Below are 21,468 nucleotides of genomic sequence, written 5' to 3'. Positions count from 1 at the left end.
GCAAGGCGGTGGGTACCGTCTGGGCCATCAAGCACACCGCCGATAGCCGGTTTGAAGCAGAAGATGCACGCGTCCTGCAAAGCCTCGCGCGGTTCGCCGCAGCCGCGTTCCAAATGGTCTCGGCTCTCAATGAGGCCATAGCGGAACGATCAGCGGTTCGCGAGCTCGAAAAACGCCAGTCCTTCCTCCTGGAACTGAGCGACGCGTTACGACCGGTTTCGGAAGCGCGAGAGGTGCAGGCTATAACGACGCGGCTAGTCGGCACTTACCTGGAGGCCGACCGCGCCATGTACGCTGAAGTCGATGGTAAGCCCGGCTTGGAGGCAGGTACAATTCGCGCCCAGTTCGTGCGACAAGCGGCTGATGGTGACACGCCGGTCGCACGGTTCCCTGATCACTTCACCTTCGACCCTTTCGGCGCTCACACGATGGCCGCCCGCTATCGCGGCGACCCGCTCGTCGTGACGGACGTCGCCAGCGATCCGGCCTTCGGAGCTTCGGAGCGAGCGGCGTGGCAGAAGGCGGGCGTTTGTGCCGCTATTGTCGCCCCACTTTCCAAGGGCGGCCGACTGGTCGCGGAGTTCGGCGTGCATAGCGTCGGACCGCGCGATTGGACGACTGACGATGTGGCTTTGGTTCAGGAGGTCGCCGAACGCACCTGGGCTGCCGCTGAACGAGCTCGAGCGGAAGAGGCGCTGCGTTGGAGCGAGGAGAAATACCGAACGGTCTTCGAGTCGATGGACGAAGGGTTCCTCGTGCATGAGATGATCCGAAACGAGGAGGGCAAGGTCGTCGATTACCGGTTGCTCGAAGCCAACCCGGCGCATCAACGCGCCACCGGTTTGCCTTCGGAAACTGTCGGCAAGCTTGGAAGCGAGTTCATGCCGGAAGTCGAAACGCACTGGCTGGACCTTTTCCATCGGGTCTCCACCGCCGGCGTCGCAGAGCGCAGCGAGATGTACAACGCGCCGACCTCCCGATGGTATAATGTCCAGGTCTCACCCGTTCGTGGCCATGATCGCATTGCCATCGTCTTTGACGACGTCACGACTCGCAAGCAGGCCGAGACGCAGTTGCGCGAGAGCGAGGAGCGGCAGACATTCCTGCTGAGGCTCTCCGATGCGATCCGACCTTACTCTGATCCTACCGACATACAGGGCGAGACCACCCGGCTGTTGCGCGAACATCTGAACGCGGGTTGGTGCTATTACGTTGATTGGAACCTGGACCGAAAGACCGGAGTCGTGCTTCGCGACAGCGCGCGTGAGGGACTTTCATCGCTCGCAGGCGTGCATGACGTGTCCGATGCGCTCGAGTTCCTCCAGGTTCTGGAGGGCGGCGCAGTGCTGACGGTTCGCGACTACGCCAGCTATGACCGGTTGAGCATGCGCATTCGTCAGCAGTTCACGGCTTTGGGCTTTCGGTCGATGGTGGTGGCTCCCCTGTTCAAAGGGGACCGTCTGATCGCCTCATTGCTTGTAGGCGACACCGAAGTTCGAGATTGGTCTGCAAGCGAGGCGTCACTCCTCCTCGAGGTGGCCGAGCGGACTTGGGTCGCGATTGAACGCGGGCGGGCGGAAGAAGGGCTGCGCGATAGCGAAGCGCGTTTTCAGCAGTTCGCCAACGCATCGGCTGCTGGCATGTGGATACGAGACGCCAAGACACTCGGGATGGAGTACGTCAGCCCGGCGATCGCACGCATCTACGGGGTCGAGCCGGACGCTTTCCTGGGTGACATGAAGCGTTGGGCAGCGCTGATCCTGCCAGAGGATCGTGAGGTCGCGCTCCGTCATATCGCGGCGGCCCGGTATGGCGAAGCCGTCGTGCACGAGTTCCGCATCCAGCGTCCCGACGACGGGACCTTTCATTGGATTCGCAACACTAACTTTCCGCTCTTCGATCCCCAAGGCCGAGTGCAGCGCATCGGAGGCCTTGCTGAGGACGTGACCGAAGCCAAACTGCTGACTGAGCACCAGCGCGTTCTTCTGGCCGAGCTGCAGCACCGGGTACGGAACATCATGGCCATGATCCGCTCGACGGCGGTCAGGTCGGCCGACGGCGCAGGAAATGTTGAAGATTACAAAACATCGCTCGCTGGCCGCTTGCTTGCTCTGGCCCGCGTGCAGACGCTGTTGACCCGCGAGGCCAATGCTGGTGGATCAATGCGTACCATCCTCGAAAGCGAGATCGGTGCACAAGCGCACGCTGAGAACCAGTACGAGTTAACCGGCCCCGATATCATGCTGTCGCCCAAGGCTGTGGAAGTCCTGACGCTGGCCTTCCATGAACTGGCCGCGAACGCCTTGAAATATGGGGCCTTGTCAGTCAGCGATGGCAAGATCACCGTGCAATGGACGCCCTTCGAGAAGCGGGAAAAGCCGTGGCTCGCTATCGACTGGGTCGAGGAAGGCGCACCGCCGCGCCCGCCACCGACCCGCCGCGGATTTGGCTCTGAGCTGATTGAGGCAAAAATTCCCTATGAGCTTCGTGGTACAGGCAAAACGACGATCACGTCTGAAGGAGCACGGTGCCATATCGAGTTTCCGCTCCGCGAGGCAGAAAGTATTCTCGAAACCGATGCACCGATGCCAACCAAGATGTACGGAGGAACTGTTGATATGACCGGAGCACCTGACCTCAGCGGAAAAACAGTTCTAGTCGTCGAAGACGATTACTACGTCGCATCCGACACGGCGTCGGCATTGCGCAGTGCGGGGGCGATAGTGCTTGGCCCGTGTGGCACGGAGGAGGACGCGCTCGAAATACTTCAGGATAAGACCCCGATGGCCGTCGTGCTCGATCTCAATCTGGGCGGGGGAGGTCCAAAATTTGAAATCGCACGCCGGCTCATTGGGCGAGGCATCCCATTCCTGTTTCTGACTGGCTACGATCCGGACGTAATCCCGGATGAACTGGCTAATGTACAAAGGCTTCAGAAGCCGATTGCGCTGCGCGATGTTGTCGAGGCTGTGAGCAGACTATGATCCGGGGCGTCTCCATCAATATCCGGCTTGCGTGACGTCCGACTTCAGCCGTTTGTTCGCCCAGAATTATCCCACGGCAGGAGTTCATCGATCTGACTTTGTGTGGCCGTGGACGATGGCGTTGAGCGTGCCGGTCAAATAGGAGAGCGGATCGACCGAATAAGCTTGCAGGTCTCGATGAGCGATGCGATGGTTGCCCAGTGCTTTTCTCCCGCATCGTGTCCGGCGGAGAGAGCATTCTTATGATTGAGGGCGATCGGCCTGATAGTTCGCTCAACCGTGTTGTTGTCGATCTCGATCCGACAGTCGGTCAGGAAAACACAAAGCCCATCCCAGCATTTGGCGATATAGCCCAGAGCTACGCCGACAAGCCAAGTCGCTCGGCAACCTCATTGACCATCACTGCGCCCCGAAGACTCTCGGAAACGATCTGTGCCTTTACCTCGTCCGGCCAGTGCCGGTGAACCTCACGTCCAGACTTCCTGGTCGTGATAACCTCCAATGTACTCTCCATGGGAAAACTCCCGTTGCTCGTCCATAGATAGGCGATTACAGATCAGGGCGGCGAGGACAACGTGGGTACGGAACACCGGTTACGACCTTAGCAAGCAGCTCTTCCGTAGAAGTCATATCCACCTGCACGGAAAATCTCGCCCCGAGCAGCTCCAGCGCGGCATCGTGAGTAGTGTCCGCGCCGCTACAGACAGCGTCGTGCGGAATAATGACGCGGTAACCAAGGTCGATCGCACCCACTACAGTCGCAAGGACACAGACGTCTGTTTCACCGCCCGTGACGATAACGGTATCAACGCCGCCCTGCGCTAAAAGGTGATGCAAGCGTCCATCGATCCAAGGAGAATATGTCCGCTTATCAAACAGTCGGGCGGGCGGAACAAATCGGTCTAACGCTGGAATTAGATCGACAAGCTCGTGGGGCATGCGATCCAGCGTCATTTGATCCCATTTTTCGTAGTATACCTTCCATGCACCGGGCATGTGGCTCGCCGAATGCGGCGGGATGAAGCGGGTGAAAATGGTATCGGCGGTGAGCCTAGCTGCCAATTCCTCGATTTGATCGGATACCTTCGCCATCCATGGCACGTTCCACGCGGTCTCCTCGTTGAACATGCGCTGCATATCAATACACAGGTGAGCCCACCGTGGCATGATCTCCTCCATGTTTGCTGGCGACTTCGAGGCTGTTTCCTACAGACCAAGTCCGAGTAATAGAGCCATTGCCATCAAAGCGATGAGGCCAATCAGCGCCAATCCCGTCGTAACGTAGTCAGAAAATCGGCTTGGCTCCGCGTTCCTGATTTCCCCCTTGGTCCCAAAAACAGCGGAGAAGCCGGCCAGCATCCAGCATAACAGCGTCAACGACCCTAAGATGATCGCCCAGTTCAATGTCACCGCTGAAATGGCTGTCATGCGAGCACCTTCGCCGCAACCGCGGCATCTATGAAGCTTTCGCGAGCCAGTTCTGCACTTCCGTGCTCGGTTAAGGCTTTCAGGCATCTCAGCGTTGCCAACCGAAATTCCGGGCTATCCTTCGATGGCCATTGGCATCGCAATGCCAGTAACGCGGCGTCTGGGCCATCGATCCTATCACGGGTATCGCCCCTCATCCGCACGTGAACCGGAACCGCCCATCGGAGTTGGAAATCGACATCTATAACCATCGGCATGAGGCACCTCTTTCTGAGACCTCATGTGAAACCTCATTGAGCACAGCGAGTTCCTACGGTTAGGGTTTGGTCCGCAACCGCACGAACGCCTGCTTCGCACAGGTCATCTGGAGCAAGCCGATTTCTGTCGGTGCGCTTGCTAGAGTCTGGGGAATGAATTCGTCCAGCTACTGGTTTGGCGTCTTTCTCTTAAAATCCGCGACCTTCACTGCTTCTCACCCGGATATTGGGTTTTGCTCAACAGACCCGCGAGATGAATCGTGTTGCGTACGAGCATGTCGACGGCTGTTGAAACCACCTCTGGGACCTCATCGAGGTCTACAAAGTTCTTGCTACCCATTGCTTCGTCTACCCAATAGGCAACTGCGTTGGCGGGGATGGTGAAGCCGACATCGTTCAGGGCTTGGTAAATCTCCGCAGAAACGTGATGTGCGCCGTCCTCGTTTCCTACCACGGCGACGGCAGCAACACGGCCATAGGAGACCATGCGCCCCTCGTCATCCGTTTCCTCGAGGAAAGCATCCATTCGCTCCATAGCCCGCTTCGCGACTGAAGATGGCTGCCCCAGCCAGATCGGTGTCCCGATTATCAAGATGTTCGCATCGAGGATCGCCTTTCTGATGTCAGGCCACGCGTCGCCCGGTCCTTCGTCGGAAGTGACGCCGGGTTTGATGTCATGATCAGCCAAGCGGATTGTTTCAACCTCGACATGGCTTTGGCGAAGCCCATGCGCTATCAGGTCGAGCATTCGGTCAGTGGATGACGGCTCGTCTCCGCTGGATTTCAGGGTGCCATTCAGAGCGATTGCCTTGAGGGTCATTGGTTTGTCTCCTTTGATGGACGCGACGGAACAAACGCGTAAGGTCCGCCTTTCGCTAGGGCCCGATGGTAGGCCGGACGGGCGTGGATACGCGTCAGCCAGTCTGCTACCGCTGGGTGATAACTTCCGAGAAGCCCACGAGCCGCTGCCGCCTCGAGCGGAAAGCTCATCATGACGTCGGCCGCGGTAAAATCGGAACCAGCGAACCATTCGCGACTTCCAAGTTCCTGCTCTACGAAGTTCAGATGGGCATCGAGCATCGGACGTATACGCTTCAACGCGAACCGACCGAAAAATGGAATCTTGGATGCGAGGAGGCTGGCGAACAGGATCGGCATGAGCGAACCTTCCGCATAATGGAGGAACTGCCGATATGAAACGACATCCCGCGGCGTAGCCGGGACGCCTAATCTGCCGCCTGCCGTGGCAACCAGATATTCGACGATTGCCCCGGTCTCTACCAACACCACACGGCCAGCAGGGCTGTCGAGGTCCTCAACGATGGGCGATTTTCCGAGCGGATGAACTGCCTTCAGCTCGGTGGGCGCAGACATATCCTTATTGCGCTTGTAAAAGCGGATGCCGTAATCGAAGCCCAGTTCCTCCATAAGCCAGAGGACACGTTGGGAGCGGCTGTTGTTTAGGTGATGGACGATAAACAGGTGCATTCTCCGCGGTCAGGATCAATGGAGAAGATGGACGGCAGTCAATAGTTCCATTGGTTATATATCGCCCTGCTCCGAGCTCAGCCGCCGAGCCAAAAATCCAGGCGCTCGAGTTCAAGGGATACCGGCCCCGACCGCACTGTGGTCCTAATGTTTCACGCGACTGGGTCGCGCTGCTATCAACTGATCACCCGTGCGAACCACCAAAATCTTGAAGCTGCAATTGTACGTTATGGTACAGAGGCTGATCGCAGCGTCATTGCCCTACGTGAATCGACGAACCTTGCATTAGATATCGTTTTGTTTTCAACGACGTTCCGAACAAGGGCCCCATGAAATCCATCCAGGTGTTGGCTGGCAAGCGCATCCTCGTCGTGGAAGATGAGTACTACGCGGCGGTTGAGTTCTGCTCGCACCTGCGGGAGTTGGGGCTGGACCCAATGCCGCCTGCTGCCAGTGTCAGTGAGGCTCTACGCCGGATCGAGGAGATGGACGACGCTGGCGGCGCAATTCTCGACATCAATCTTGGAGGCGAGATGGTATTTCCTGTGGCCGACGCACTTGAGCGAAAGTCCGTTCCATTCGTTTTCGTGACCGGCTACGAACCGGATGTCGTTCCCCATCGGCACGCGAATAAAATTCTACTTAGAAAGCCTCTCGCCAGCGCTGATCTAGCAGCCGCCTTGCTAGGCAGCACGAACTACAGTGCTGTCAGTCCACGTCACCTGGAAGGCAACGGCATACTGCGCGCTCTTCCTCCGGCTCAGTTGAAGCGCCTCGCACCTAAGTTCAGGATGGCGAGCATTGGTAGAGGGGCCGTTTTGAAACGGCATGCCTCGGAGGCTCAACACGTCTATTTTCCGCTGGAGTGCGTGGTCGCGATGATCGCCGTAGGTCGATCGGGCACTAGGGTCGAGACAGGAATAATCGGCAGAGAGGGCATTACGGGCTTCGACATCGCCCACGACGACAGACATACCCCACACGAGTTAGTGGTCCAAATACCTGGTGCCTGCCTTTCCCTTTCGACAGACGACTTCCAGTCGGCGATCGCGGCAGTACCTGAACTGGCGGCACTTACGTCGCGCTTCGCGCGTGCCATGGCCACCCAATTGGCCTACACTGCTCTGGCAAACGCTAAGCTGGACGTCCGAAGCAAGCTCGCCAGGTGGCTTCTGATGCTTGACGATCGGTCCGCTTCGCATGCACCGCTCGAACTGACCCACGAGCACTTGGCATCCATGATCGGCGTAAGAAGATCGTCAGTTACCGATGCCCTGCACCTGCTGGAGGGCGACCATCTCATTCGGTCGTCCCGGAGCGCCGTCGAGATACTGAACCGGAAAGGATTGATTGCCTTCGCTGGAGAGGCTTACGGAATTCCTGAAGACGAGTTTACCCGCTTGATGAGCCTTCCACTTGCCGACCAACGCCTGTAGCAGGATCATCGGCGGTCGGGGCAGCCAACTGCTTGCTTTCCGCCCTTACAAGAGGTCGTGCGCCTTACCTGGCGTTGCTCCGCTATAGATACAAAAAGCCCCGGCAAGCGGGGCTCCTTGCAAGCTTGATAATCAAGGGCAATTGGTGGGCACCTGACTACCCGATGTGGAAGTGCCTGCGCCATCGGTGGCAGTAGACGAACTGCCTGCGGTTCCAGGCCCGCGGTTCGCTGCTCCAGCGCTGCAGTCCGTGTTGTTGGTGTTACCTCCATTCGACTGCCCGTCGCCCGTGTTCGAATTCGCTCCATTTGATCCGGTGTCGCTGCCGGTGCCGGTGCCACTACCGTTCGTTCCCGCTCCGGTTCCAGAATTGGTCCCGCCGTTGGTTCCGGACCCGGCCGATGATCCACCGGTCGAGCCACCTGCACCGCCGCCGGACGACCCGCCTGACGACTGCGCGATTGCCGAGGTTGCGAGACCAAGCGAGAGTACGGACACGGCGATCAGTTTGTAAACCATGATAGGCTCCATATTGGGTTGCTACCATTGCGCAACTTCGCCAGCTAGTCATTGTTCCCTACCCATCCAGCGTCGTCGCGATCCTCGAACAGTCATCTTCCGCACACCCTCACGCTGCATTCGGGAACCGTGTCGAATGCGATTTAGTTACCTCTTTCGACTTCTTGGAGGGATGAGGAATGACTGCTCACCGCGCTCAGTGGAAAGGCCATCTCAAGATCGGCGAACTAAGTTGTGCCGTCGGCCTCTACACCGCCGCTTCTACTTCCGAACGCATCAGCTTCCACATGTTGAACCAAAAGACCGGAAACAGGTTGAAGCGGGAATTCATCGACAGCGAAACCGAAGAGGTTGTCGAACGAGACCAGCAGGTGAAGGGTTTCGAGACGGGAAGCGGCGAGTACATCATGATCGACCCGGAGGAGGTCGCAGCGGTCATCCCGGATTCAGACAAGATGCTGGAGGCAGAGGCATTCATATCTTGCGGCGAGGTTGATGAAGTCTATTTCGACAAGCCGTACTACCTGGTGCCCGTTTACGACGGGGCCAACGACGCTTTCAACTGCATCCGCGACACCTTGGCCAAGACGAACGTGACAGCAATCGCCAGGACCGTTCTGTTCCGACGAATGCGTACCGTTTTGATCAGGCCACACGGAAAGGGCTTGATCGCAACCACACTCAATTTCGACTACGAGGTGCGGTCGTCCAGGGAGGCGTTTAAAAGCGTCGCGAAGGTTAAGGTCGAAGGCGAGATGCTCGACTTGGCCAAGCACATCATCGATACCAAAATCGGGAACTTCGACCCCGCCAAGACAGACGACCGGTATGAGGCCGCCCTCGCCGCCTTGGTGAAGGCAAAAGCTGAAGGAAAAGCGCTTCCGAAACCAAAGGCGGTCCAGGTCTCCAAACCCAATGATCTTCTGAAGGCACTGAGAGAGAGCGCTGGAATAAACGAGGCTTCATCCAAGAAGCCAAAAGCCGCAAACGCAAATGGTGGCAAAAAGAAACCCAAGGCGAATGCCAAGGCGTCGTCTAAGACCACTCATAAGAAGGCAAGCTGACCATGGCCCCACGTCGTCCGTACTGGCGAGGTTACTTGAAGCTTTCGCTGGTCACCTGCCCTGTGGCAATGGTCCCAGCGACCTCAGAAAGCGAGAAGGTCCGTTTTCATACGCTTAACGAAAAGACCGGCAACCGGGTTGTTTCGCAGTACATCGACAGCGTCACAGGCAAACCAGTCAAAGATGAAGACGAGGTCAAGGGATGTGAGCGCGGCGAAGATGATTACGTCATTCTTACCGATGAAGAACTGGAATCGGTCGAGCTCGAGAGCGTGCGCACCATCGACATCGAGAAATTTGTGCCTCGGGAGAAGATCGAGTGGATTTATCTCGACACACCGTTTTACCTGACCTCGAATGAGACAATAGGCGACGAAGCGTTTGCTGTCATTCGAGAGGCCATGGAAGCTAAGGACGTCGTGGGCGTCGCTCGCGTAGTCCTGGGGCGTCGAGAACGTTCTGTGATCCTCGAACCTCGCGACAACGGCATTGTCGTGTGGACTCTTAGATTTGGTGACGAAGTCCGGCCGGAAGGAGATTACTTCACCGGCATAGATAAGAATTCGGACGCCAAAGGCGTCGCCGCACTCGAAAAGATCATCAAGAAGCGGACCCAAAAATGGTCGCCAGCCATGGCGTCCGATCCAATCCAGGACAGCTTGCTAAAACTCATTGCATCAAAGAAGAACCGTCCAAAGCCCGCAAAGAAAGCTACATCAAAGACGAGAGGCTCTGATGACGAGAGGCAGAGCAACGTCGTTAACATCATGGATGCGCTGAAGAGGTCGGTCCAAAAGGAACTCAAGTCCCGCAAGGCTGGCTGATCAGGAGCCGCGTCACTTCGCGACTGCTTCGCGTGCAGCTCTCAGTCGCTCCGTCTTCTTTTTTCGAGCATCGGCTTCTGACGCTATCGTAGCCATAGCGGTTTCGTGGGTTGCTTCAAAGCGGTCACGACGCTCTTGGGACGTAAGCGCATTCCGGCGGCGGATATCTTGATCATTGCTTTCAGACATAATCCCTAACTGTTGGCCTACTCGCAGTTGGCAAGGATTTGTGCGCGACCGTACAAAGCACCGAAAGTGCGCTGAGGATTGCAGAGGCCGGAGGACGGGTGCATCGGCTAGATCGCGCTTCAACGCGGGCAATGATCGACCAGGGTCAATGAAGAAAAGCCCACGACGTGGAGGCGTGGGCTTTTCACTTCTCTGCTGTTGGGGGCTGGCAGAGTGAAACAGGTCCCGAGTTCAACAGGCCCGTTCAGAGGCAAAACTAGGTTTTCGCTCAAAGGTTCCTCGAACCTAAACAGATTTCTGGTCAAGGAAGGCGTGGTTTGCTCATTCGACAATTGCTCCAAGCAGACCGTGTTCCTTGGCTCCCCAACTCAGCCTCGACTCGCAACAACCCTTCTGTTCGCTTCCGGCGACGGGTTCGCCTCGCCACAGTCTTCCAGCTGGCACATACTCAACCAGTCAGGCAGCCCGCGTTTTAGCCTTGTTCAATCGCTTGATCGCCTGCTCCAGCGACCGCTGGCCGTCGCAATAGTCCTGCCACGCCGTGCTATTCTTGAGGATACCGGGGACCGTTCTGATCGTGAACCTCTTCGGATCAAGTCCTGCCTTGACCTGCGTCCAGTTGAGCGGCATCGACACCGTTGCTCCGGGCCGGGCTCGTGGTGAAAGTGGCGCGACCGCAGTCGAGGTGCGGTCGTTTCGCAGGTAATCCAGGAAAATGCGACCATTCCGCAAACTTTTCGTCATCTTGATGAGATAGAGGTCCGGGTTGTCCCTGGCCATTTCCTGGCAGACATCGTGCGCGAAGGCCTTCCCTTCGTCCCACGTCAGCTTTTTGCCCTTCGGCACGGACAATGGCGTCACCACATGGAGACCCTTGCCGCCGGTTGTCTTGCAAAAGCTGACGAGGCCGAGCTCCTCTAATCGATCTCGTATCTCGCGGGCACCTTCTATAACGGTGTCAAAATCGACGTCCGGACCAGGGTCAAGATCGAACACCAAGCGTCCGGGCACCTCGGGATGATTGGGCTCGCAATTCCAGGGATGCAGCTCTGTGCCTCCGATTTGGGCGATGGCGGCTAATCCTTCGACGCGGTCGATCTGCAGGTAGGGCTGTTTATCGCCCGACACTTTAACCTGCTCAATCAGGTTTGACGTTCCCTGCATTGCATGCCGCTGAAAGAACTGTTCGCCCTCGATACCGTCTGGCGTGCGAATGATCGAACAGGGCCGTCCCTGTATGTGATCGATCAGCCATGGACCCACGGCCTCATAGTAGTGAGCCAAATCAACCTTGGTGACCGGCTTCTTGTCCAGAACATCGGGCCACAGTGGTTTATCCGGGCTGGATATCAGGACGCCCATGACATCGACTTTCGCTCCCTTGCGGAATGTCGACGCCTTGGGCGGTTTCGGTGCTTCCGTCTCAGGATCGGGAACAACAGTTTCGTCTGGGCTCGCGGGTTGCTCTGCCTCAACCTCATCAGCAGGCTTGTCCTCGCGCAAACCTTTGAACGCGGCTTGTCGGACCTGGCCGTCCCCTGTCCACCCGGCAAACTCGATTTCAGCAACCAGTTCGGGTTTTAGCCAAACAATATCTGGCGTCTTCTTCGGAGCGCCGATGCCGGTGAACGGAGATTTTTCTGTCTCGATGTTTCTCAGCTTTGGCAATAATCTGTCGACAACGCTCGCCCTGTAGCCGGTTCCGACGCGGCCGACATAGACAAAGTGGTCACCGCGATTGACACCGACCAGCAGGGAACGAAATTTGCCGTTGGTGGTGGCATAGGCACCAATCACCACTTCGTGGCCTGCTCGGCATTTTGATTTTGCCCACGTCTTCGTTCGTCCCGACACGTAGGTTGCGTCGGCCTTCTTCGAGACTATGCCTTCAAGCGACAACTTGCAGGCCGATTTCAAAACCGCGTCACCGCCGGTCTCGAAGTGTTCGACAAAGCGTATACGCGGGTCGTCTCCTGCCTCCGACAGAAGAGCAGCCAGCCGCTCTTTACGCTCTGTCAGCGGCAAATTGCGAAGGTCTTCCCCGCCAGCAAACATCAGATCGAAGGCGAAGAAGACGAGATCGTCGGTCTTCCCCTCGGACAGCGAGGCCTGCAGCGCCGCAAAATCCGGTGCACCGTTCTCGTCGAGAGCACATATCTCGCCGTCGATTAGCGCGTCCGGGATATTTTCGCCAGAACCCGCGATAGCAGGATACTTCTTGGTCCAATCGAGGCCCTTGCGGGTCTTGAGGGTGACCTCACCACCCTGGATGCGCATCTGTATGCGGTAGCCGTCGAACTTGATTTCATGAATCCAGCCTTTGGCCGACGGCGGTCGTTCCAATGTTTCGCAGAGCTGTGGCTCAATGAAGAGAGGCATCGCAGCCGCAGCGGCCTTTTGCGCAGATTTCGGTTTCGCCTTGCTGCCTGCGTTTCGTTCGTCGGCGGCAAGGCCCTCGCTGCTGTCCCAGACCGCATCTGCCTCGACGGCCACACCTGTTGTCATGAACGGCTTCGGCTTTCGGCCTTTGCCGGATGCGATGACATCCATGCTCCGTCCGGAGGCAACAGACGTTTCATTCTCTTCGAGCACCGCCGCGCCGTTTCTGTCGACAGAGAAATCATCGTGATGTTTGATCAGAAGCCAGTTGGTTCGCTTCTCGCCTTCCCGTCCACGCATTCGCACGAGGACGAAGCTCCCGTGAAGTCGTTCGCCTTCAAGGGTGAATTTGAAATCGCCTTTGGCGAGCGCCTGCTCCGGCGTTTTGTTCCCCTCTGGCTCCCAGTAACCCCGATCCCAGAGCATGACCGTGCCTCCACCGTACTGGCCCTTGGGGATCGTGCCTTCGAAATCGCCGTAGTCGAGCGGGTGATCCTCGACCTCTACCGCTAGACGTTTGTCTTGCGGATCGAGCGATGGCCCTTTGGTGACCGCCCAGGATTTGAAGACCCCGTCTAATTCCAGCCTGAGGTCGTAGTGGAGGCGTGTGGCGTCGTGTTTCTGGATGATGAAGCGTCGGCGGTTCGAGGATTTAACCTGCGCCTCTCCGCTGGGCTCAGCGGTCTTCTTGAAATCCCGTTTTGCACGATATTTGGAGAGGTTATCGGCCATGGTTTTTTCTCGCAATCGATCACTAATCGAAATGCCTCGAATGCGACTACGGTTCCAAGACGGTTCAGACTTTGATCGGGGTGTTATAGTCTTGGCTGGCTGTGCGCTGTTGGGCGGCCTAGATCGAGGCCTGCCCCCCGATGCTTGGCGTCATCATCGAAAATCCGGGCGATGTCCGCTTTTCAAGTAGTGGTCGGCGCGGAACGAACTGCTCGGTCAGAGGTTCACCTTCCAGAGGCAATCAGGTCTCGCAAAGGAGTTTTTCAAATGGGCAGCACAGCTGACAAGATTTCCGGCAAGGCCAATGAACTCGCTGGCAAGGCTCGCCAAGGCGTCGGTGAAGCGACCAATGACCGTGAGATGCAGGCGAAGGGCATGGCACAAGAAGCCAAGGGTGACGCCCAACAGGCAAAGGGCGAGGCCAAGGACGCGATCAAGAAGGTCGTCGACAAGGCATAAAGCCGCCGACGGACCGACTGGTTCGCTGGAAGTGCTACCCTAGCGGACCAGCCCCTTCCACGAGATCGCCGCGGCACTTACGCGGGATAGGATTTTCAATGTCTCACGACGACAATCCGGCAATTGATCCGGTTTACGCCTTGCTCGCAGAACTTGGCATCGTTGATCCTGTCGCCATAGCAGATGCACAGGGAAAGCACGCGGAGGTCATTGCGGCCTACAGGGGCGGCAGGCTCACCGAAGCTGCACTTCGGCACAGCATCGCTAGGTCTTCTGGCGAAACGGACGTTGACACTTTCGACATCAAGGCATTTGATCCTGAGCAAAACAAACGATGATAGTCTCGCGAGGCCCCATTAATTGGTTTCGCTGGCTTCTCCGTTGCCAGCGTCTCGACGATACTGACTCCTCTCCGCCCCTCATCTGAGACCAAAGACGTGCGCCGAACGACATTCAGCTCGTCCATCATAATCTCAGCAAAGATAATAGCGTCTTCGTCATTCTGAAAACTACCGGCTGACATGCGGAATGCTGTCCCCATGAAACTCGACCGTGATCCTGCCCTCAGCCGGTACCGCTCGGGCATGAAGTTCGTTTCCTCCTATTGGTCCAATGGAGCCATATCCGTGCCCCTTCCACACGTAGTGTAGAGCGAATGCGGTCGGAAGGTCAGAAGGGCCAGTTGCGAGCAATAACGTAGAACGACGTGATCAGGAGAGCCACGAGGACTACCACCACCCAAGTAGAGCGTGCCTTTCCCGGTCGGGCTGGGTGCCGACCTTGTGCCTTGTAGGGCGTTTGCTCGTTCGCGGAACCTGATTGGTCTTTGTCCTTCAAGTCCCACCCTCCCCGATCGCTGGTTGAATATTCACTGACAGGCGAACGCTGCGTCGCGAGAGCGGTTCCGCCGGATATCTGGTACTAAGCCGAAATTGGTACGTGAGTTCCCGCAACCTTTCGTCGCTGCAGTGGTTGATAGATCGCCGACCCCCACGTTCGTCAGCCTGTTCGGACGTTCGGCCACAGAGGGGGGCCGCCTAACACCGGCCCTCCTCGCGAGTTTTTTCGTGGTTGCATGTATCTACGCCCAGCTACAGGAGACGGCCTTGAGCCGGCGTACGCTCCCGGGCAGGCATCTCGCCCCGTCGAGCGATCTCAGTCTCGGCGGTAAATCGGACATCTCGATCTCTATCCGAAAGGAAGTGCTGCACGATCCCCATGTCAACTTGATCCCACGGCTTTCCCCGATCTGGGCCGGATGGAATGCGCGGCAGAAGGCCTGGCTCAGCGCTCCACGCAAGCAACTGTTCCAGTGAAATCTCATTGAGCATGTCGCGGAGATGGTGGGCGGTGACGTAGGCGTCGGGTAGTGCGCGGTGGGCCGGGAGGCCTAACTCGTGAACCAGTCCGCGGGGCATGCGCAAGTAGCGAAGCATCTGGTTAGAAAAACGCGGCAGGTCAGGCCATAGCCTCAATGCGCACTTCCATGTGCAAATCCATTGAGCACCTCCGGTCAGACGCGGAGTGCAATAGCGTTGTTCGAACGCAGCGCGGTGAGCGGCCAGTGCTACCAAAGGCCGGCGCGGTTGCAGCACCGACGATGCGACTTCCCTCCACAAAGGCGCTCCGGCGATATCACTGTCGAGGATGTGATGAACGGCCATCGTTTCTGGCGAGATAGGTCGTCCCGGATTGACCATCAATGAGCCACGCTCAACATCAAGTTGCCATCGGCCATCTTGATTTTGGACCACGTCCTGCCAACCGATTTCGCAAACCTCGTGCGGGCCATTGCCGCCGGTCTCAAGATCGACAACGCGGACAACGGCGATTGGGTTTGGATTGGCTAAGGTCATCGGAAGCGTTTACGTCCTTGTGCTTCCCGGTATGCTGGTGACGATGGCCGAGATCGGATCACTGGCAGGAAAGCTGTCCTCAAGCCCCTCCTCAAGTTCGGCTTCCAGCTCGACTTTATCCTGGCTTCCACGAGCGCTCGGTACCGGTTCAAGGCCCTTGCTGCCTTCGTCAAAGTTGCCGTTACTCAAGGCGTCGTACCGATTAACGCTACCCTCCGGTCGCTCGGCCAGCATCTGGGACAAGGTCGTCGCTATCTCGCTGTTGCCTGTGCGGTCGGTTGCCAGTCGTTGGAAGACACCTGCCATTCCAGCGAATATGTCGGCAGCCGGATCATCTGCACCCAAGAACGCAGCAATCTCTTCCATTTCAGCGATCCAGCGATATGCTTTCGGGTACATGTCGGGGATGCCTTTTGCGAACTTCGCTACGAGCTGCGACTGACTTTCAGAAAGCTCGGCCATGAGAGCTTTGTCCGCTCCATTCTTCGCGGCAGCTAGGAGCATCGAGGTGCCGAGACCGATGAGGCCCTTGTTGATGCCCGCGTAGCACATTTTGAGGGCGGACGCGGCACCGATATCGCTGTCCAGGGCACGAGCACCCAAGCCGTATTCGACGAGAATCGGTACAATCTCTTCCGCGTCGCCGCTCAGATAGAATCGCGGACCTAGATTTGCCGTCGGCGGCCCGCCGATAATGCAGCCGTCAAGCACCTTGGCATTGGTATTGTCGAACGCCTGAGCGACCGAACGCATCGTCTGAGGTGAAATGGCATTGCAGTCGACAAAGGTCGCAGAAGACCGCGACGTGCGCATCGCCTGCGCAACTAGGTCGGCCACTTCCATAGCCTGAGACGGCGGCACGATTGATAAGATAATTTCCGTCTCAACCAACGCCGTCAGATCAACTTCGCGGATGCCCGCAGCTGCCGCGCGTTCTCGTGTTCCGGATGACCGTCCCTCTAGGTGGGTTACGATTTCCGCGCCAAATGACAGGAGAGCCTTTGCAACGGCACTTCCCATCGCGCCCATTCCGATAACTGCGATCCGGTGCACGGTCACCCCCCACAATTCAACTCACTCTGGAACTAGGGGCGATGAGGCTCGGTGCAAGGCTTCAAGACATCCAGTTTAGAGGGATAGCGCCGCGCCCCTGAAACAGCCTGCTAGCGTATAGTCCTCGCCGGCCTGTTCAGACGTGTATGCCTTTTGGGCACGGCTGCGCGTCCGCGTTACTGCGTTTCCGGACGTGGATGCCAAAGACATGGAGGGCATGGCCAGTCGCGTCTAGCAATAGTGCAAGGAAAGAATACGACGGTGCACAAGCTGTACAAGCCGATGAGTGTCAGCTTTGTCCGGGAGCTGTCGAACCGTTTTCGATGCGAACGCTGTGAGTGCTACGCCGTTAATAGGATCAGGGGACTCCAACCCTACACTGCTGAAATGCTGAGCTATCAAATCACATTCGCGTTCTCGTCGGTTGCCGCGCCACATAAATTAGCGAAGCCTTATTTGTCGGGCTCATGGCTGATAAGAGATCGCTTGGCTTCGACCCCAAACCGATGCCAGGCGATCTCAACGATCACAGTTAGTGTCTAACATCCGTCATTGAGCTGCCAAGCGCTGTTAAACTGGAGCGGATGTGTGACTTTGAACGAGGCGAAGAGAGGGTTTCGTGTTGATCAGGTCAGTGCGAAGGTGTTCCTGCGCGGTCTCAGAGGTCTTCATGACTTCGTCTTTCGCCATATCGATTAAGTAGATCAGAAACGACTGGTTGCTAAGTTCTGCAATTCTCTTGGCAGCATCGAGATGATCGACGAGATGCATATGGGACATAAACGGCCTCCTTTTCCGATTGCATATGCATAATTTCTAATGGGAATTAATGAGGCCTTAAATCAGTTTCACCTATCAGAAACCGTACAATCAGCGACGTCGCGAACACCACCAACCGGCTGGAGCACTCCCCCCTCGAATCTGCATCGTAGCGCCTTAGTTGGTAAACCTAATTTCCTAGGCGCGAATGGTTCCGTTTCACCGGCGTCGTCATCCACCGACTGCCATCGTGCCGCGCACCAGATAATTCCTGTCTCCGAAAGCCAAAGTGGCTGATAGGTCCGAGCTGCGCTCGTCTGCACCGTGAATCTGCATCGTGCCGCCTATTATTGGGGTCGAAGAAAGGCAAACGAGCGCAAGGGTTCCGACCCGTCCAGAATGCCCCTCCGGGAAGTCTGCCGTTGACTGCTCTGCAAAAGTTTTCTAAGCCGCGCCGCCGCGCCTACTTATAGGGCTGTGTTGGGAAAGTTCGGCCTGACGAGAGGCCGGACTTTCGCCGCCACGTTTCACCCGACGAGATTGAGCTGACGGGCGCTGTCGGTCAAAAGTCAGCGCTGGGCCTTCTTACTTAACCTGAACAGCGCGAAGCTAAGTTGGTCGTATGATCGCAGATGCTATGGCGGTCCGAAAGAGCAGGCCATCTCATCCGAACTGGCCAAGATGCCGTGAACCTAAGTGTCGCCGGCGTTTAGTGCGCGTTACCCCCAGCCTCGCCGACGGCTTCGACGAAAATTACGCGAGCGTCATCTGCGCTCAGCCGACCGTCCAGCGCGGCTTTGCATGCCATGCGGGCGCGTAGGAACTTAATTCCACTCATGTTGGGCCATCGGTCTGTAAGGCACGTCATGGCCTCGAATGGGCTGCCGACGACCTTCTGTTCTTGGTGCGGGAAATTGACGGCAACTGGTGCATTCCAAGCATTGTTCGGCATCTTATCCTCCTAACGACGCAAAAACTCTCGTCTCCGCCAATATCTAGGGAGCTGAGCGCTTCAGCAAAGCCGCTTATTTCGTTGGTACGGTCTCAGACGGAATACATTGCTCAAGCGCCTTTCTAACGGAATCTCGTCAACATCGTTGACTCCGGCATCAAAGGGAACATAATAGGAACATTCAATTCTGTGAAGGGATGACGGCGATGACAAAGACGCCGATCGGACAGCCGTGGGCTGACGAGACTGGCACATACTGGGCAAGCCCAAGCGAGGCGACGCTCGCAGAGGTCCATCCACTTCTGATGGCGGTCCTTCTCATGGTGCCGGACCACCCGGACTGGTCTTTGTGCTCGGTGGATGTCTACGACATGGGTTCAGGCGCGCCCCTTGGCTCGTTCGACATCGGCTTTGATCCAAGGAGTGGCAGAGCGTGCGGCTACTTTAACGCCGTGGGTTACGAACAACGTATGAGCAAGCCGTTGTGGTTCGATTGCTCCGGCGAGGAGAGCGATGTCATCGAGGGATTCTATTTGCTCATGAAAAATGCCAGTCATGTCCAGTAAGTCAGATCAGGCCTCGCCAACCTATGAAGTCGAAGCCGCCCTCGCCCACCATGACGAGGATGCCAAGGCCACAATCGCGACGCTTCTCGGAGACATCAAGCATCTTCGACTGCAATTAGCATTGGCCGAGGCGGCAATGAGCCAAGGGATGACGCGCGGTTGGAAACCGAAATTCGAGCGCGATCTCTAGTTTTCATGCAACGTCACACCAAACCGCTGAAAGGAGTTTCAAATGAGCGACATCGATCGTCAGACTTTACAACGGGCACCAAAGCTGGTCGCACATAAATGTCACTGCGGCGACTGGGCTGGCTTTGGCTTCAGCACAGCCGACTCCCAGGATTGGTGGTGCTGGAAGCACTACCCTTACAAGACCTCAGCCCGACTAGAGGCCGCGGAGATCGCTGCTGCATTGGCGAAAACCGCTGCGTAGCGCACTTCGTTCGCGCTTGCCCTGTCGCTGGCTTAGATGTCGATGGCTGCCGCAATTTCGAGGACCGCTTCGTTCGGTTGCCAAAATGCCACGCCAATCGATGGAAGCACAGATGCTCGATGCTACGAGACCGATCATTCGTTGCAGAGCTGGTTGTGACCACTAAAACTCGCTGGACAGCCAGAGTGGACTGAAAATGTTTCAGCGATCGAATATTCGACCAATAGTCCGGACGTTCTTCCATGAGGCGGCACCTTGCGCCGCTGCTTTCTTGCTAAGTGGCGCGGACATGCGCGCCCAGACCGCCACTTAGGTCGCGCCTTTCTCACTTGTCGCAGCCGAACTCGACTTGTTGGTGAGCGAGGATACAAGAGCGGCAAGAGTGGACGGCATCAGTTACTTCGTCATCGACGACCGTGGCGCTGTGGTACGCGGACCCGTCGTTATTGTGAAAGGATCACCTGCTCCCGCTCGGGAGGCGTTCGAACGGGATTTTCATGCTGCGATATTGAAGGCAGCGCCTTTCGACCCACTCAAGGAGTATGTCGGCAAAGTCCTTGTACTGCGCTTATCGACGTGCGGCTCTGGTGCGGACGCCTCTTGTGGGCATGAGCTCAATTCGACGCCACCAAAGGTCGTGCAAAGCTGGCGAGCCCAGAAATAGAAAGCTTCTTGGCCGCGGCGAGCCACTGGACGGTGTTCGCCGCTCCCCCACAGAGACTTCCTGGATTCTTCGGACAATTTGGGAGTCCGTAGTTACATCGGGCAGCGTGGAATGCCTTTTACTCGGTTCGCTGGAATTGCCCGAGGACAAGGAAGCGCAGCCTGCTGTAAACCGCACGCCTTCGCATGCCAGTTATGTTGACGCGCTCTCTGGCGCTGTCTTTCGCCCGAATATCGGTGTGACGTTGGATGGTTCACTCGGAACCTGCCGCGCGGATTGAGCCCGCCGTTTCCAGAACTCTTCCATCTCCGATATCTTTGCGATGAACTCGCTGCGAGGGTCGTAGTAATCGGGGCGGGTTGGCAACGGCAATTCATGGTCAGCGCAGATACGTTCAACGAGGTCAATCGCTCGCAAGCCGAGGCGGGCAAAGTCATCCTGTCTGTGCTCGAACAGATCATTGAAATCCGGCGGTTCGATTTCGATCGATTCCAGCGCATCGCGGACATTTCGTAGCCGGTTAGGCAGCCACCTGATTTCGTCGGCGAGATCGCGGTTTAGAAGCGACCAGTCGGCGTCTTTGGGAAGCACGAGTACGGGATCATCGGAATGGAGGAAGAAGTTCTCAGGTTCATCGACGTCGTACTCAGGGTAATCGTGAGCTGCGATATAGCAGGCCCCGACGAAGTCATCGATCGCCAGCACCCACTGCATCGCAAGGTCGCGAGTTGCCTGGCTGCTTGAACTTCGTCCGCCTAATTCACCTCTCGCCCAGAGCCAAGCTCCAATCGACGTCGCGCCGATCAGGGCTCCGCCTGCGAAAGTCACTGCAGCTAGGTCGAAGGGGATCATGAGATGTCCTTGAGTGTCAGCTGTGGCTGACCGATAGGAGCACGATTCTCGGAAACAGAGAACGAGTGTTCATCATCAAATTTGCATCTGCAAAGCAAAATAGAATGCAAGAACCCAGTTTAAGGCCGTTAAGGACCCCAGAGACAAAATTGCTAAACGCAAGAAAATTCCGATCGATAGGAGGCTCTCCTAAACGAGTCCCGGACGAAAACGTTCAGCGTAAGCCTAAGTTTCGATCTCGAAATTTGATGAGTGAGGACTTCACAAGCTTGTAGCCGCCCCATGCAATGCTCGTTCAAGCCGAACCAAACCCGCGGAGGAGACCGGCTATCTTCATTAACTCAGCATTCGAGCTTTGGAACTCAAGACACTGTTAACGCGTTCCTTTTCGCATTTAGATAGGAGTGAAACAGCTTATGCCCACAGGTAACGACGCTCGCCGCCGCATGTACGCATTCGTAGCAGTGATTTTCGCAGCAGGGATTGTGATCGCGGGTGCCTATGTCATTCTGGCCAAGCCGGGCGAGAGTGCAGACAAGTCGGTCTCCGAGGTGGTCAATCCGAACAGCTAGCG

At 57.0% G+C, this 21,468-nt stretch carries 22 protein-coding genes and 3 pseudogenes; 10 read left to right on the top strand and 15 right to left on the bottom strand.

Annotated elements, in window-relative coordinates; translation table 11 throughout:
• The first annotated feature begins 8 nt into the window (after positions 1-8).
• On the top strand, positions 9-2,984 hold the full coding sequence (locus tag ACODTZ_RS25060; RefSeq protein ID WP_489028993.1) for a GAF domain-containing protein: 2,976 nt from the start codon (positions 9-11) through the stop codon (positions 2,982-2,984).
• A 44-nt stretch (positions 2,985-3,028) separates the two neighbouring features.
• Here the strand turns inward: ACODTZ_RS25060 and ACODTZ_RS25055 are convergent.
• The 7 genes and pseudogenes from ACODTZ_RS25055 to ACODTZ_RS25025 form a co-directional block, all read right to left on the bottom strand.
• Positions 3,029-3,352: pseudogene (locus tag ACODTZ_RS25055) on the bottom strand (transposase domain-containing protein); the annotation flags it as partial.
• Complete coding sequence (locus ACODTZ_RS25050) at positions 3,343-3,498, bottom strand: transposase (RefSeq protein ID WP_489028991.1); 156 nt, start codon at positions 3,496-3,498, stop codon at positions 3,343-3,345. The pseudogene ACODTZ_RS25055 and the gene ACODTZ_RS25050, both read right to left, overlap by 10 nt.
• A 35-nt stretch (positions 3,499-3,533) precedes the next feature.
• A complete protein-coding gene (locus tag ACODTZ_RS25045) occupies positions 3,534-4,151 on the bottom strand; it encodes a cysteine hydrolase family protein (protein ID WP_489028989.1) in 618 nt (205 codons plus the stop codon).
• A gap of 39 nt (positions 4,152-4,190) precedes the next feature.
• A complete protein-coding gene (locus ACODTZ_RS25040; RefSeq protein WP_047513776.1) occupies positions 4,191-4,412 on the bottom strand; it encodes a hypothetical protein in 222 nt (73 codons plus the stop codon).
• The gene (locus ACODTZ_RS25035; protein ID WP_489029054.1) at positions 4,409-4,663 is read right to left on the bottom strand and encodes a DUF982 domain-containing protein; all 255 of its coding nucleotides are present in this window, start codon (positions 4,661-4,663) and stop codon (positions 4,409-4,411) included. The genes ACODTZ_RS25040 and ACODTZ_RS25035 overlap by 4 nt, the downstream gene beginning before the upstream one ends.
• A 211-nt stretch (positions 4,664-4,874) precedes the next feature.
• The gene (locus ACODTZ_RS25030) at positions 4,875-5,489 is read right to left on the bottom strand and encodes a flavodoxin family protein (RefSeq protein ID WP_489028987.1); all 615 of its coding nucleotides are present in this window, start codon (positions 5,487-5,489) and stop codon (positions 4,875-4,877) included.
• Positions 5,486-6,151 (bottom strand): glutathione S-transferase family protein, encoded by a 666-nt coding sequence (locus ACODTZ_RS25025; RefSeq protein WP_489029052.1) that lies wholly within the window; start codon positions 6,149-6,151, stop codon positions 5,486-5,488. Before ACODTZ_RS25025 ends, ACODTZ_RS25030 begins: the two co-directional genes overlap by 4 nt.
• A gap of 335 nt (positions 6,152-6,486) precedes the next feature.
• Between ACODTZ_RS25025 and ACODTZ_RS25020 the strand changes: the two genes are divergently transcribed.
• On the top strand, positions 6,487-7,593 hold the full coding sequence (locus tag ACODTZ_RS25020) for a helix-turn-helix domain-containing protein (protein ID WP_489028985.1): 1,107 nt from the start codon (positions 6,487-6,489) through the stop codon (positions 7,591-7,593).
• A gap of 132 nt (positions 7,594-7,725) precedes the next feature.
• Here ACODTZ_RS25020 and ACODTZ_RS25015 read toward each other — a convergent pair whose 3' ends face one another.
• Positions 7,726-8,112, bottom strand: coding sequence for a hypothetical protein (locus ACODTZ_RS25015; RefSeq protein ID WP_489028983.1), 387 nt, complete (start codon positions 8,110-8,112; stop codon positions 7,726-7,728).
• A gap of 179 nt (positions 8,113-8,291) precedes the next feature.
• On the opposite strand from ACODTZ_RS25015, the gene ku (ACODTZ_RS25010) reads away from it, so the two are divergent.
• Together ku (ACODTZ_RS25010) and ku (ACODTZ_RS25005) are read left to right on the top strand one after the other, a co-directional pair.
• Positions 8,292-9,176, top strand: coding sequence for a non-homologous end joining protein Ku (gene ku, locus ACODTZ_RS25010; protein ID WP_489028981.1), 885 nt, complete (start codon positions 8,292-8,294; stop codon positions 9,174-9,176).
• A gap of 2 nt (positions 9,177-9,178) precedes the next feature.
• Positions 9,179-10,000: a non-homologous end joining protein Ku gene (gene ku, locus ACODTZ_RS25005; RefSeq protein ID WP_489028979.1), complete on the top strand. Its 822-nt coding sequence runs from the start codon at positions 9,179-9,181 to the stop codon at positions 9,998-10,000.
• 645 nt (positions 10,001-10,645) lie between these two features.
• Here the strand turns inward: ku (ACODTZ_RS25005) and ligD are convergent.
• Entirely contained in the window at positions 10,646-13,300 is a 2,655-nt protein-coding gene (gene ligD / locus ACODTZ_RS25000; RefSeq protein WP_489028977.1) for a DNA ligase D, read from the bottom strand.
• Positions 13,301-13,567: 267 nt separating this feature from the next.
• Between ligD and ACODTZ_RS24995 the strand changes: the two genes are divergently transcribed.
• The gene (locus ACODTZ_RS24995; RefSeq protein WP_489028975.1) at positions 13,568-13,759 is read left to right on the top strand and encodes a CsbD family protein; all 192 of its coding nucleotides are present in this window, start codon (positions 13,568-13,570) and stop codon (positions 13,757-13,759) included.
• A 98-nt stretch (positions 13,760-13,857) separates the two neighbouring features.
• On the top strand, positions 13,858-14,097 hold the full coding sequence (locus ACODTZ_RS24990; RefSeq protein WP_489028973.1) for a hypothetical protein: 240 nt from the start codon (positions 13,858-13,860) through the stop codon (positions 14,095-14,097).
• Positions 14,098-14,850: 753 nt separating this feature from the next.
• On the opposite strand, the gene ACODTZ_RS24985 is transcribed toward ACODTZ_RS24990, so the two are convergent.
• The 5 genes and pseudogenes from ACODTZ_RS24985 to ACODTZ_RS24965 form a co-directional block, all read right to left on the bottom strand.
• Positions 14,851-15,615 carry an exonuclease domain-containing protein gene (locus ACODTZ_RS24985; protein ID WP_489028971.1) on the bottom strand — a complete coding sequence of 255 codons (765 nt, stop codon included), beginning with the start codon at positions 15,613-15,615 and terminating at the stop codon, positions 14,851-14,853.
• Between the two features lie 9 nt (positions 15,616-15,624).
• Positions 15,625-15,831 (bottom strand): annotated as a pseudogene (locus tag ACODTZ_RS24980) (hypothetical protein); the annotation flags it as partial.
• A gap of 78 nt (positions 15,832-15,909) precedes the next feature.
• Positions 15,910-16,668: pseudogene (locus ACODTZ_RS24975) on the bottom strand (NAD(P)-dependent oxidoreductase); the annotation flags it as partial.
• A 570-nt stretch (positions 16,669-17,238) separates the two neighbouring features.
• Positions 17,239-17,448, bottom strand: coding sequence for a hypothetical protein (locus ACODTZ_RS24970; RefSeq protein WP_489028969.1), 210 nt, complete (start codon positions 17,446-17,448; stop codon positions 17,239-17,241).
• Between the two features lie 688 nt (positions 17,449-18,136).
• Positions 18,137-18,379 (bottom strand): DUF982 domain-containing protein, encoded by a 243-nt coding sequence (locus ACODTZ_RS24965; protein ID WP_489028967.1) that lies wholly within the window; start codon positions 18,377-18,379, stop codon positions 18,137-18,139.
• Between the two features lie 206 nt (positions 18,380-18,585).
• Between ACODTZ_RS24965 and ACODTZ_RS24960 the strand changes: the two genes are divergently transcribed.
• Genes ACODTZ_RS24960 through ACODTZ_RS24950 form a run of 3 tightly spaced genes read left to right on the top strand, consistent with a single transcriptional unit; the run spans position 18,586 to position 19,378 of the window.
• Complete coding sequence (locus ACODTZ_RS24960) at positions 18,586-18,945, top strand: hypothetical protein (RefSeq protein ID WP_489028965.1); 360 nt, start codon at positions 18,586-18,588, stop codon at positions 18,943-18,945.
• Positions 18,935-19,135, top strand: a complete 201-nt coding sequence (locus tag ACODTZ_RS24955) for a hypothetical protein (RefSeq protein ID WP_489028963.1) — start codon at positions 18,935-18,937, stop codon at positions 19,133-19,135. The genes ACODTZ_RS24960 and ACODTZ_RS24955 overlap by 11 nt, the downstream gene beginning before the upstream one ends.
• A gap of 42 nt (positions 19,136-19,177) precedes the next feature.
• On the top strand, positions 19,178-19,378 hold the full coding sequence (locus ACODTZ_RS24950; RefSeq protein WP_047513891.1) for a hypothetical protein: 201 nt from the start codon (positions 19,178-19,180) through the stop codon (positions 19,376-19,378).
• Positions 19,379-20,234: 856 nt separating this feature from the next.
• Here the strand turns inward: ACODTZ_RS24950 and ACODTZ_RS24945 are convergent.
• Positions 20,235-20,894: a hypothetical protein gene (locus ACODTZ_RS24945; protein ID WP_489028961.1), complete on the bottom strand. Its 660-nt coding sequence runs from the start codon at positions 20,892-20,894 to the stop codon at positions 20,235-20,237.
• 416 nt (positions 20,895-21,310) lie between these two features.
• On the opposite strand from ACODTZ_RS24945, the gene ACODTZ_RS24940 reads away from it, so the two are divergent.
• Positions 21,311-21,466 carry a hypothetical protein gene (locus tag ACODTZ_RS24940; RefSeq protein ID WP_489028959.1) on the top strand — a complete coding sequence of 52 codons (156 nt, stop codon included), beginning with the start codon at positions 21,311-21,313 and terminating at the stop codon, positions 21,464-21,466.
• Positions 21,467-21,468: the final 2 nt, after the last annotated feature.

The sequence above is a fragment of the Rhizobium sp. FG113 genome, from assembly GCF_057809895.1.
Note: the sequence above shows the minus strand (reverse complement) of the source record. Positions and strands in the feature narration are given on the sequence as shown.